The organism is Bradyrhizobium sp. BR13661 (assembly GCF_029892425.1).
Lineage (GTDB): Bacteria > Pseudomonadota > Alphaproteobacteria > Rhizobiales > Xanthobacteraceae > Bradyrhizobium.
Window position 1 is genome coordinate 1 of record NZ_JARXWB010000061.1, and the last position, 13,611, is coordinate 13,611.

Consider the following 13,611-nt stretch of genomic DNA (forward strand, 5'->3'; position numbering starts at 1 on the left):
ATCGATGCGGTCGAGGAGTTCGACGCATCCTTCTTCGGCATCTCGCCGCGCGAGGCGATGGAGATGGACCCGCAGCAGCGGCTGATCCTGGAAGCCTCCTGGGAGGCGCTGGAACGGGCGGGCCTGCAACCGGACCGGCTGAGTGAGAGCCGCACCGGCGTCTATCTCGGCGCGATGGCCGGCGATTACGGCACGCGCTCGCTCGAGGCGACCACGATGTGGACCTCGACGGGCACGCTGTCGAGCGTGCTGGCGGGGCGCGTCTCCTATGTGCTGGGTCTCGAAGGTCCGGCGATGACGGTGGATACCGCGTGCTCGTCATCGCTGACGGCCTTGCATCTGGCCTGCACGGCGCTGCGGCAAAGCGAGTGCGATCTGGCGCTGGCGGGCGGCGTCACCGTGATGTCGACGCCGTCGACGTTCGTGGCGCTCGGACCCGACCACGGCATGGCGCCCGATGGTCGCTGCAAGGCGTTCTCGGCGGCTGCCAATGGCGCCGGCTGGAGCGAGGGCTGCGGCGTGCTGGTCTTGAAGCGCCAGTCGGACGCGGAGCGTGACGGCGACGAGATTTGGGCGTTGATCCGCGGTTCGGCCGTGAACCAGGACGGCCGCAGCCAGGGGCTGACCGCGCCGAACGGCCCGAGCCAGCAGCGCGTGATCCGCGCGGCTCTGTCGGCGAGTGGTGTGAGCCCCGACGACATCGATGTGGTCGAAGCGCACGGCACCGGCACCAATCTTGGAGACCCCATCGAGGCGGGTGCGCTCGCTGCCGTGTTCGGACCGACGCGGCGCGCGGACCGTCCGCTGTGGCTGGGCTCCTCGAAGTCGAACCTCGGGCATGCCCAGGCGGCTGCAGGTGTCCTTGGCGTGATGAAGATGGTGCTGGCGCTGCGGCACGAGGTTTTGCCGAAGACGCTGCATGCGGAACAGCCGAGCAGCCAGATCGAGTGGGAGGACAGCGGGCTTTCGCTGCTGCAGCAGGCGCGGGCATGGCCGCGTGAGGCCGCCCATGTGCGCCGAGCAGGTGTGTCGTCGTTCGGCATCAGCGGCACCAATGCGCATGTGGTGCTCGAAGAGGCGCCGGCGCGTGCCCCAGATACAAGAACTACAGATGATACGTCCTCGCTTCCGATCCCGCTGCTGGTGTCGGGCCGTGATGAGGCCGCGCTTCGTGCGCAGGCGGGCCGTTACGGCGAGTGGCTGTCGCAGCATCCGGACGTCGACTTCCATTCTGTGATTGCGACGGCCGCACTCCATCGCACCCAGTTCGCCGCGCGAGCCGCAGTATCGGCCCGTGATGCAGCCGAAGCGGTAGAGGCACTGCGCTCGCTGGCCGAGGGCCGTCCGCATGCGGCGGTGTCGGTTGGCGAAGCCAGAGGTGATGCTGGCAAGCTGGCATTCCTGTTCACGGGCCAGGGCGCGCAGCAGCTCGGCATGGGCCGGGCGCTGCTGGAGAGCTGCGCGGCGTTCCGCGCCACGTTCGAAGAGGCCTGCGGCTACTTCGACGAACTGCTGGATCTGCCGCTGCGCGATGTGATGTTTGCGGAGGAAGGCTCCGAGGCAGCGGCCAGGCTCAACGAGACCGCTTACGCGCAGCCCGCTCTGTTTACCGTCGAGGTCGCGCTGTTCCGCCAGCTGGAGCAGTGGGGCATTGCGCCCGACATCCTGCTTGGTCATTCCATCGGCGAGCTCTCGGCCGCGCACGTCGCAGGCGTGTGGTCGCTGAAGGATGCCTGCCGCGTCGTCGCGGCACGTGGCCGGCTGATGCAGGCGCAGCCCGCCGGCGGCGCGATGGTGGCGCTGGAGGCGAGCGAGGCTGAGGTGCTGCCGCTGCTCACCGATGGCGTCGAGATCGCCGGGCTGAACGGGCCGCGCTCGACGGTGATCTCAGGCGATGAAGCGGCCGTGCTGGCACTGGCCGAACAGTTCAAGGCCAAAGGCCGCCGGACCAGCCGCCTGCAGGTCAGCCACGCCTTCCACTCGCAGCGCATGGAGCCGATGCTGGAGCCCTTCGGCGAGGTGCTGTCCCAGGTCACCTTCAACACACCCCGTCTGCCGATCGTCAGTAATGTAACGGGGCACCTGGCGACGAAGGACGAGCTCTGCAGCGCGGAGTACTGGATGCGTCAGGTGCGCCAGGCCGTGCGCTTCCTCGACGGCGTGCATGTGCTGGAAGCCGAAGGCGTGCGGACAAGCCTCGAGCTTGGTCCGGACGGCATCCTGACCGGACTTGCGGCGGGCTGTCTCGTGGAAGGCTCGCCGATGCAGGTGATTGCTTCGCAGCGTCGCGGGCGCGATGGCAGTGAGGCACTCTTGGCTGCGCTCGGCGCGCTGCATGTTCATGGCGTCCATATTGACTGGTCGAAGGCGCTTGGCTCGCACACAAAGTTGCCGGTCGCATCCCTTCCGACCTACGCATTCCAGCGCCAGCGTTATTGGCTGGAGGCAGAGAAGCCGAGCGCGGACGCTTCGACCATGGGTCTGTCGGAGGCCTCGCATCCGCTGCTGGGCGCGGCGACGCCGCTGGCGGAGAGCGACGGGTTCCTGCTGACGGGCCGGCTGTCGTTGTCGGAGGCGGGCTGGCTCGGCGATCACGCGGTGTTCGGCACGGTCTTGTTGCCGGGGACGGGGCTGCTGGAGCTCGGCTTTGCGGCCGCGCGTGCGGTCGGTCTCACTTCCGTGTCGCAACTGACGCTGCTGTCGCCGCTGGTGCTGCCGGCGGAGGGCGGGGTGCGGCTGCAGGTTCAGGTGGATGGTTCTGAGGCTGGTGCTGCAAATAGCCGTCCCTTCAGCATCTACAGCCGCGCGGAAGATGCCCCCGAGGGCGCCTCGTGGACGCTGCATGCACAGGGTGTGCTGGGCGAGGCGGTTGAGCAAGAAGCCGTAACGGATAGCGAACTCGCAGTGTGGCCACCTGTGGGTGGCGAGGCGATCGACCTCAGCGGTCATTACGCGCGGCTTGCGGCCCGCGGCTATGGCTATGGGCCGCTGTTCCAGGGCCTGGTTGAGGCCTGGCGCGTCGGCGATGCCGTCTACGGCCGCGCCGTGCTTGCGGAGGCGCTGGGATCGTCCGCGGATAGTTACGGCCTGCATCCGGCGCTGCTGGACAGCGCCCTGCATGTGCTGAGCTTCGATCCTGTCGCCGACGCCGATCTCAGCGAGGGCGCCGATGCGCCGCTGTTGCTGCCGTTCGAATGGTCCGAGGTCTCGCTGGCAGCCACCGGCGCACGTGAGCTGCGGGTGCGCGCCTCGGTGGAGCGCAGCGGCGACGGAGAGGCGCTGGCACGTCTGGCACTTGCGGACGGGCAGGGGCGCGTGGTCGCCCATGTCGGTGGCCTCAGGCTGAAGCAAGCCAGCGAAGCGCAGATCCGCGAGGCCGCGCGCAGCGAAGCGCAGCATCTGTACCGGCTCGACTGGCGTGCGGTGACTGTCAACGACGCCGGAGCTGATGCGGCACCTCTGATCGTGGGTGGCGATGGCCAGCTTGCGGCGCGTCTCAAGCTCGATCATGTTGACAACCTCTCGGCGCTCGTTGCGCGCCTCGATGCAGGCGGGGCGATCCCGTCGACAATCGTGTTCGACCATCTCTCCGATCCGGCCGAGCCCATCGGCAGCGTGCTTGCGGCAACGCATGCAACGGCCGAGCGTGGCCTTGCCGAGCTGCAGGCGCTGTTCGGCGAGGCACGGCTGAACGAGACTGAAGTGACGTGGCTGACGCGTGGCGCGGTGGCGACCGGTCCCGATGACGGCGCCAGCGGACTGACGCGGGCCCCGCTGTGGGGCCTGGTGCGCAGCGCCCGGGCCGAGCATCCCGACCGCAGCTTGCGGCTCGTGGACCTGGATGTTGCGGCCCTGGATGCGGCATCGCTGGGCAGGCTGGTGTCGACGACGTCAGAGCCCGAGCTTGCGCTGCGCCACGGTGCGGCGCTGGCGCCACGGCTCATGCGCGCTGGCGCGGGCACCAATGTCCTTCAAGCCCCGGCCGCGCCGGATTACCGCGTGGTGGTCAGCGATGCCGGCCGTCTCGACGGCGTCAGCCTGGTGGCGGCGCCTGAGCTGTCGGAGCCGCTGGCAGCCGGTGAGGTCCGGGTGGCCGTGCGTGCCGCCGGCATGAACTTCCGCGATGTCCTGATTACGCTCGGCCAGATTGCCTCGCCCGGCATCGGCTTCGAGTTTGCCGGCGTGGTCGAGGCAGTCGGTGCGGACGTGACCACGCTCAGTGTCGGCGATCGCGTGTTCGGCTGCGGCCGTGGCTGCTTCGGGACCCGCGCCGTGACGCCGGCGGCGCAGCTGGCGAAGATTCCGCAAGGGATGTCATTCGAGGCCGCCGCGACGATCCCGCTGGCCTATCTGACGGCGCTCTATGCGCTGCAGGAGCTCGGCCAGATCAAGTCGGGCGATCGGGTTCTGGTGCATGCGGCGGCCGGCGGCGTCGGCATGGCGGCGGTGCAGCTGTGCCGGCATTTTGGCGCGGAGGTCTATGGCACGGCGAGCCCCGGCAAATGGCCGGTGCTGGAACGGATGGGGCTCGATGGTCGGCACATCGCCAACTCCCGCGACCTCAGCTTCGAGCGGCAGTTCATGTCGGCCACCAACAAGGAAGGCGTCGACATCGTCCTCAATGCGCTGACGGGCGAGTTCGTCGATGCTTCGCTGCGGCTGCTGCCGCGGGGCGGCCGCTTCCTGGAGATGGGGATCGCGGACGGGCGTGAGGCCGATGCGATCGCCAGGAAGTATCCTGGCGTCAGCTACCATGCCTTCATCCTGCCGACGGACCGGATGCCGTCACTCCTCAAGCAGCTGATGGACCTGTTCGCAGCTGGCGTGCTGGAGCCGCTGCCTTACGTGGCCTACGACGTCAGGCAGATGCCGGCGGCGCTGCGGCAGATGGCGCAGGGCCGCCACATCGGCAAGCAGGTGGTGCAGCTGCCGCGGCGTCTCGACCAGGATGGCACAGTGCTGATCACGGGCGGTGCGGGCGAGATCGGCCGCGAGCTCGCACGGCATCTCGTTATCAATCATGGTGTGCGTCATCTCCTGCTGACGTCGCGCCGCGGCATGGCCGCGCCGGGAGCATCTGAACTCATCACCGAGCTGCAAGCACTGGGCGCCGAGACGGTCGAGCTTGTCAGCTGCGACGTCTCCAGCCGTGATGCGATCAATGCAGTGTTGCAGTCCATCGCGCCGGATCATCCGCTGACAGGCGTGTTCCACCTGGCGGCGATACTCGACGACGGCATCGTGCCGGCGCTCACCATGGAGCGGCTGGAGCGGGTGCTACAACCAAAACTCGACGGCGCCTGGCATCTGCACGAGCTGACGGCGGAGATGGATCTGGCCGCCTTCGTGCTGTTCTCGTCGGTGGCGGCACTCGGCAGTCCGGGGCAGGCGAACTACGCGGCGGCAAACGTGTTTTTGGACGCGCTTGCAGCCGAGCGTCGGCATCGCGGCCTGGCCGGCCAGAGCCTGCTGTGGGGCCTGTGGGAGCAGCGCGGCGTCGGCATGACCGCGCATCTGGGCCGGGCCGAGCTGATGCGGATGCGGCGGCAGGGCGTGCAGGCACTGTCGCTGGAGCTCGGGCTCGATCTGCTCGATGCGGCCCGAGCCCAGCCCGAGGCGATGCTGGTGCCGATCCACCTGGACATCGGTGCGATGCAGCGCCAGTTCGCCGGCGAGGTGCCGGCGCTGTATCGCGGCCTGGTCCGTAGCGGATTGCGGAAGGCATCGACCGCATCGAGCGGCGATACCAACGCACTCCGGGTCCGGCTGGCCGCGCTTGGCGGCGAGAGCGAACGCCTGGCTGCGCTGGTCGAGCTGGCGCAGGAAGAGATCGCAGCGGTGCTGGCCTCATCAGGCACCGCCTCGGTGCCGGCGGACCAGCCGCTGAAGGAGCTGGGGCTGGACTCGCTGATGGCGGTCGAGCTGCGCAACCGCCTGTCGGGCCGCATCGGCGCAAAACTGCCGACCACCTTCGCCTTCGACTACCCCACCGCACGCGCCATGGCACGCCTCCTGCTCGAGAAGCTCGAGCTCGATAACGTCAAAGCAGGTCCGTCGATCTGGGGCGACGAGCAGATCCGCCGGAAGCTCCGGGAGGTTTCGATCGAAGCACTGCGTAAATCGGGCCTTCTCGAGCGTCTCATGATGCAGCCGAACGATACGTCCCGGCGTGCAAACGACGATGAATTGTCCGCGCATATTGATGACGCGGAAACCGACTCTTTGCTGAGTATTGCGTCTGAATTGCTCTAAAAAAGTCATGCAGCAGATGAATCAAGAAGTTCAGGATCTCAAAAACGCGCTTCGCCAGAGTCTGCACAAGATTCGGGATCTGAAGTCGTCGCTCGAAGCGGTGGAAAACGCCTCCTCCGAGCCGATCGCAATTGTCGGAATGAGCTGCCGTGGTCCCGGAGGCCTGACGAGCCCTGAGAGCTATTGGTCGCTCCTGGAGCGCGGCGCCGACGGCATTGGCCCGCTGCCTGAGCGCTGGAGCCGAGATCTGTTGCGTCGGCTGGAAGCGGTGACGGGAGGGCTCACGCAACAAGGCGGCTTCATCGACGAAGTCGCAGGGTTTGATGCGGGCTTCTTCGGCATCTCGCCGCGCGAAGCCATCGAGATGGATCCGCAGCAGCGTCTGATCCTGGAGGTGGTATGGGAAGCGCTGGAGCGCGCGGGCCTGCAACCGGACCGGCTGAGCCAAAGCCGGACCGGCGTCTATCTGGGCTCGATGGGCAGCGATTACGGCACGCGCTCGCTCGAGGCGACCACGGTGTGGACGGCGACGGGCACGACGTCGAGCGTGCTGGCGGGCCGCGTGTCCTATGTGCTGGGCCTCGAGGGTCCGGCGATGACGGTGGACACGGCGTGCTCGTCGTCGCTCTCCGCGTTGCACCTGGCATGCACGGCGTTGCGGCGGGGTGAGTGCGATCTCGCACTGACCGGCGGCGTGACTGTCATGTCGACGCTCGCGACGCTGGTGGCGCTGGGTCCTGATAACGGCATGGCGCCGGATGGGCGTTGCAAGAGCTTCTCTGATAGCGCCAATGGCGCGGGCTGGAGCGAAGGCTGCGGCGTGCTGGTGCTCAAGCGCCGGTCGGACGCGGAGCGTGACGGCGACGAGATTTTGGCATTGATCCGCGGCTCTGCCGTGAACCAGGACGGACGCAGCCAGGGCCTGACCGCGCCGAACGGTCCGAGCCAGCAGCGCGTGATCCGCGCGGCCTTGTCGGCGAGCGGCGTCAGCCCCGACGATATCGACGTGGTCGAAGCGCATGGCACCGGCACCAATCTCGGTGACCCGATCGAGGCCGGTGCATTGGCCGCGGTGTTCGGACCGACGCGGCGCGAGGACCGTCCGCTGTGGCTGGGCTCGTCGAAGTCGAACCTCGGCCATACCCAAGCCGCGGCGGGTGTGCTGAGCGTGATGAAGATGGTGCTGGCGCTCCGGCACGAGGTCTTGCCGAAGACGCTGCATGCGGAACAGCCGAGCCGCCAGATCGAGTGGGACGGCAGCGGGCTGTCGCTGCTACAGGAGGCGCGGGCATGGCCGCGTGAGGCCTCGCATGTGCGCCGTGCCGGCGTGTCGTCGTTCGGTATCAGCGGGACGAATGCGCATGTGGTGCTCGAGGAAGCGCCGGCACGACCGAAGACTGTTAGCGCTACTGAAGCGTCGTTGCCTCTGATCCCGCTGCTGGTATCGGGCCGTGACGAAGCCGCGCTGCGTGCGCAAGCCGGCCGTTACGGCGATTGGCTGTCGCAGCATCCGGACGTCGACTTCCAGTCTGTGTTGGCGACCGCCGCACTCCATCGCACCCAGTTCGCCGCGCGTGCCGCGGTATCGGCCCGTGATGCGGCCGAAGCTGTGGAAGCACTCGGTGCGCTAGCTGCAGGTCGTCCGCATGCGGCAGTCTCGATTGGCGAGGCCAGGGGTGAAGGTAAACTCGCGTTCCTGTTCACGGGCCAGGGCGCGCAGCAGCTCGGCATGGGCCGGGCGTTGCTGGAGACGTGTACCGCGTTCCGCGCCACGTTCGAGGAAGCCTGCGGTTACTTTGACGAACTGCTGGATCTGCCGCTGCGCGGCGTGATGTTTGCCGAGGAAGGCTCCGAGGCCGCGGCCAGGCTCAACGAGACCGCTTATGCGCAGCCCGCTTTGTTTGCGGTCGAGGTGGCGTTGTTCCGCCAGCTGGAGCAATGGGGTATTGCGCCCGACATCCTGCTCGGTCATTCCATCGGCGAACTCTCGGCCGCGCATGTTGCAGGCGTGTGGTCGCTGATGGACGCCTGCCGTGTGGTCGCGGCGCGCGGCCGCCTGATGCAGGCGCAGCCCGCCGGTGGCGCCATGGTGGCGCTGGAAGCCGGCGAAGCCGAAGTGCTGCCGCTGTTGACCGAGGGCGTCGAGATTGCCGGGCTGAACGGGCTGCGCTCGACGGTGATCTCAGGCGATGAAGCAGCCGTGCTGGCACTCGCCGAACAGTTCAAGAGCAAGGGCCGCCGAACCAGCCGCCTGCAGGTGAGCCACGCCTTCCACTCCCGGCGCATGGAGCCGATGCTGAAGGCCTTCGGCGAGGTGCTCTCGCAGGTCACGTTCGGCACGCCGCGTCTGTCGATCGTGAGCAATGTGACGGGACGCCTTGCGGCGAAGGACGAGCTCTGCAGCGCGGAGTACTGGGTGCGCCAGGTGCGCCAGGCCGTGCGCTTCCTCGACGGGGTGCATGTGCTGGAAGCCGAAGGCGTGCGAACCAGCCTCGAGCTTGGTCCGGACGGCATTCTGACTGGGCTTGCGGCGGGCTGCCTGCCTGAGGGATCGCCGATGCAGGTGATTGCCACGCAGCGTCGCGGGCGCGATGGCCGCGAGGCGTTGCTGGCGGCACTCGGCGCGCTGCATGTGAACGGTGTTGCTGTCGACTGGTCTAAGGCGCTTGGCGCAAGCGCGAAGGCACCTGTTGCCTCGCTGCCGACCTATGCGTTCCAGCGCCAGCGTTACTGGGTTGAGGCGGAGAAGCCGCATCAGGCTGAATCGAGAAATGGCGTTGATGCCCGTTTCTGGGAAGCGGTGCAGAGCGGCAGCATGGAACGTGTCGAACAACTCCTGCAGCTTCCGGACCGCGGACAACGCGAGCACCTGTCGGCGCTGTTGCCGGCCTTGAACAATTGGTACGAGCATACTGAAGCGCAAGCGACGGTCGGCGGATGGTGTTACGAGGATCAGTGGCAGAAGATAAGCCCATCAGCCTCGTCCGGTGTCACCGACGGCATCTGCTGGCTGGTGAGTGGCCAGTGGCCTGACGCGGCTCACCTGGAACGGCTGCAAGAAATCCTTCGTGCGCAAGGCGCCGTCGTCGAGTGCCTTACGATGAACGAGGCGATCGCTCGATTGCAGGCTGACGCGGGTGGGGCAGACGCCCTTCTGCCGCGAGCGGTCGTGTACCTGGCAGGCGAGTTGCCGGAAGCGAGTTCTGTGGCGAACGAAAAACCCTGGCTGCGCGCGACCAGCGAAGCCGCGGCGCTGGCACAGGCCATCAGCACACGAAAAGACGCTTCGGCAACGCGCCTGTGGCTGTGCACGCCTCACGCTCTGCGGATCAGAGATGACGACGCGCCCGCTGCACCCTACCTGCAGGCGTTGTGGGGTCTTGGCAGAACGCTGAATCTGGAGCTTGCAGGCGCTTTTGGCGGGCTCGCAGATTTTGGATCTGCTGACGACGTCGCCCTGCGCCGGCTCGCGGCCACATTCCTGTCCGCCGAGACGACGGGCGAAGAGATCGCGCTGCGCGGCCAAGACCTCTGGACGCGAAAGCTGCATCATGCGCCGTCGCGAACCAACTCGAAGTCAGCGAGCAAATGGGACCCGCAAGGCACGATCCTCATCACCGGTGGTACGGGAGCGCTGGGATCGTTCCTGTCGCATTGGCTCGCGGACCGTGGCGCGAAGCATCTCATCCTGACGTCGCGACGTGGCCGACAGGCGCCCGGTGCGGCTGATCTGGTGGCGGCACTCGTGGCCAAGGGATGTCGCGCGGAAGTGCGGGCGTGTGACGTTGGCGACAACGCCGCAGTCGACGCGCTCGTCCGAGAGCTGACATCCAGCGAAGCGGGCGGACCCGCACTGCGTCATATCTTTCACCTCGCCGGCGACGTCGTCGACGTCCCGCTCAACGAATTGACCCTCGAGGCGATTGAGAAACAACAGGGCGGCAAGCTCGGCGGCGCCTGGGCGCTGCATGACTCGGTGCAACGCTGGGCCAGCGAACTCGCCTCCTTTGTGCTGTACGGATCGGCCGCCGGATTCCTCGGCAATTACGGCCAGTCCGCATATAGCGCCGCGAATGCCGGGCTCACGGGACTGGTCCATTTGCGGCGTTCCAGGGGATTGCCGGCGACGATCGTTCATTGGGGGGCGTGGGCAGACGCCGGAATGGCCGCTGATCCGAACGCCGAGGCTCAGCTTCGTCGCCGCGGTGGCTCCTTCATGAAGCCGGAGCTCTGCCTGCTCGGACTGGAGCGCGCACTGGATGAAGGTCGCGCTGAGCTCGCGATCTTCGATGTCGACTGGGCCCGCGCGCGGGAACTCGCCGGTCGCTCCAATCCGCTTTTGAGCGAACTTCCGGAGATGCAGGTCGCGCGGACATCCGGCGCTGACAACGCGAACGGTCATGCGCAAGACCTCAGGACCGAGCTGCAAAAGCTGACGGTGCGCGAGCGCCGCAGCCACGTGCTGTCACTGGTGCGTAATCTCGTCGCAATCGTGCTGGGGATCAACGATCCCAAGACACTGGCCTCCGAAGTCGGCTTCGCCGAGCTGGGTCTGGACTCGCTGATGGCGGTCGAGGTCCGAAACCGGCTCGCAAAGCAGACCGGTCTGTCGGTGCCGGCGACACTTGCATTCGACCATCCCAATCTGAAGGCCGTGAGCGAATGGGTGCTGGAGACGCTGGAGCTCGCGGACAGTGCGCGTAAACCTGAGACCGCCGCGGTCGTGCGCCATGCTGAGACGTCAGGAGCGCTTGCGATCATCGGCGTGGGACTGCGTTTCCCCGGTGGCGCCGAAGATCTGCCGAGCTTCTGGCAGGTGCTCTCGACGGGCATGGATACGTTGGGACCGATTCCTGCCGAGCGCTTCGACCGTGCAACCTATTATGACCCCGATCCCGAACATCGCGGAACCTCCTACGTCAAGGAGGCGTCGCTACTGAAAGACGTGGCGGGATTCGACGCGGCCTTCTTCGGCATCTCGCCGCGCGAAGCCATGCAGATCGATCCGCAGCATCGGTTGCTGCTGGAAGTCACGTGGTCGGCGCTAGAGGATGCCGGCATCGTGCCGAAATCGCTTGCGGAGTCGACGACCGGTCTGTTCATCGGCATTGGCCCGAATGAATATCAGATCCGGGGTACGAAACTCGAGGACGCCGACGCCTATGTCGCGACGGGCGGCGGCGCGGCGTTCTCTGCCGGGCGGCTTGCTTACCATCTGGGTGTGCAAGGTCCGGTCATGGCCGTGGATACGGCGTGCTCGTCGTCGCTGGTCGCGCTGCACCTTGCCTCGGAGCATCTGCGATCAGGACGGTGCGATCTCGCAATCGTGGGCGGAGTGCAGGTGGCGTCGAGCCCGGACGCATTTGTGGTGTTGTCGCAGACGCGCGCGCTGGCGTCCGACGGTCGAAGCAAGACGTTTTCCGATGCTGCCGACGGCTACGGCCGTGGCGAGGGTGCCGCCGTCCTCGCGGTCATGCGTCTGGAAGATGCGCAGGCGCAGGGCAAGCGCATCGTCGGCGTCGTGCGCGGAACGGCCGTCAATCACGATGGTGCCAGCTCGGGCCTCACCGTACCGAACGGGACGGCGCAACAGAAGACATTGCGCGCCGCATTGGCCGATGCGCATCTCGATGCCGCCGACGTCGATGTCGTCGAATGTCACGGCACCGGAACGTCGCTCGGCGACCCTATCGAGGTCCAGGCGCTGGACGCCGTGTATGGCCGCTCGCGCCCCGACGATCTCGGGCCATTGAAGCTCGGCGCCGTGAAGACCAATGTCGGGCATCTGGAAGCGGCAGCGGGTCTGGTCGGCGTGATCAAGATGCTGGCGAGCTTCGAAACGGAAGCATTGCCGCCCACGCTGCATTGTCGACCGCTCAATCCGCATCTGGATTGGGAACGATTGAAGGTCGAGGTGGTCGATCAGTTGACGGCCTGGCCGCGTGACGCGGCTCGGCCGCGGCGCGCAGGCGTCAGCGCGTTTGGACTGAGCGGGACCAATGCGCATGTGGTCCTGGAGGAAGCGCCTGCGCACTCTGATTTTGTTAGCGCGGCAGATGCTTCATCGCCGATGATCCCGCTGCTGGTATCGGGCCGCGACGGGGCCGCACTGCGTGCGCAGGCGGGCCGTTACGGCAATTGGCTGTCGCAGCATCCGGACGTCGACTTCCATTCCGTGATTGCGACAGCGGCACTCCATCGGACGCAGTTTGCTTCGCGAGCCGCAGTGTCGGTGCGCGATGCATCGGAAGCGATAGAAGCGCTTCATTCGCTCGCCGAGGGTCGTCCGCATGCGGCAGTCTCGATTGGCGAAGCCATCGGCGAGCAAGGCAAGCTGGCATTCCTGTTCACGGGCCAGGGCGCGCAGCAGATCGGCATGGGCCGGGCGCTGCTGGAGACGTGCGCCGCATTCCGCGCTACGTTCGAGGAAGCTTGCGGCTACTTTGACGAACTGCTGGATCTGCCGCTGCGCTCCGTGATGTTCGCGGACGATGGCTCCGAGGCCGCGTCGAAGCTGAACGACACCGCTTATGCGCAGCCCGCTCTGTTTGCGGTCGAGGTCGCGCTGTTCCGCCAGCTGGAGCAGTGGGGCATTGCGCCCGACATCCTGCTTGGTCATTCCATCGGCGAACTCTCGGCCGCGCATGTTGCCGGCGTGTGGTCGCTGAAGGACGCCTGCCGCGTCGTCGCGGCACGTGGCCGCCTGATGCAGGCACAGCCCGCCGGTGGCGCCATGGTGGCGCTGGAAGCCGGCGAAGCCGAAGTGCTGCCGCTGTTGACCCAAGGCGTCGAGATTGCCGGGCTGAACGGGCCGCGCTCGACGGTGATCTCAGGCGACGAAGCCGCCGTGCTGGCGCTCGCTGAAGCGTTCAAGAGCAAGGGCCGGAGGACCAGCCGCCTGCAGGTCAGCCACGCCTTCCACTCGCAGCGCATGGAGCCGATGCTGGAGCCCTTCGGCGAGGTGCTGTCGTCCGTCACATTCAATGCGCCGCGTCTGCCCATCGTGAGCAATGTGACGGGTCGCCTGGCGACGAAGGACGAACTCTGCAGCGCGGAGTACTGGATGCGTCAGGTCCGCCAGGCCGTGCGCTTCCTCGACGGGGTGCACGTGCTGGAAGCCGAAGGCGTGCGAACCAGCCTCGAGCTCGGTCCTGATGGCATCCTGACCGGACTTGCGGCGGGCTGTCTCGTGGAAGGCTCGCCGATGCAGGTGATTGCTTCGCAGCGTCGCGGCCGCGATGGCAGCGAGGCGCTGCTGGCGGCGCTCGGCGCGCTGCATGTGCACGGCGTTCACATTGATTGGACGAAGGCGCTCGGATCGCATGCGCTTCATCCGGTCGCCTCGTTGCCGACCTATGC

Annotated in this window: 2 protein-coding genes; both read left to right on the top strand. The window is 67.1% G+C overall.

From position 1 onward, the window contains the following. On the top strand, positions 1 to 6,252 hold a 6,252-nt coding region (locus M2427_RS41425), incomplete at its 5' end, for a type I polyketide synthase (RefSeq protein ID WP_280712476.1). 16 nt (positions 6,253 to 6,268) lie between these two features. Then, on the top strand, positions 6,269 to 13,611 hold a 7,343-nt coding region (locus M2427_RS41430; RefSeq protein ID WP_280712477.1), incomplete at its 3' end, for a type I polyketide synthase.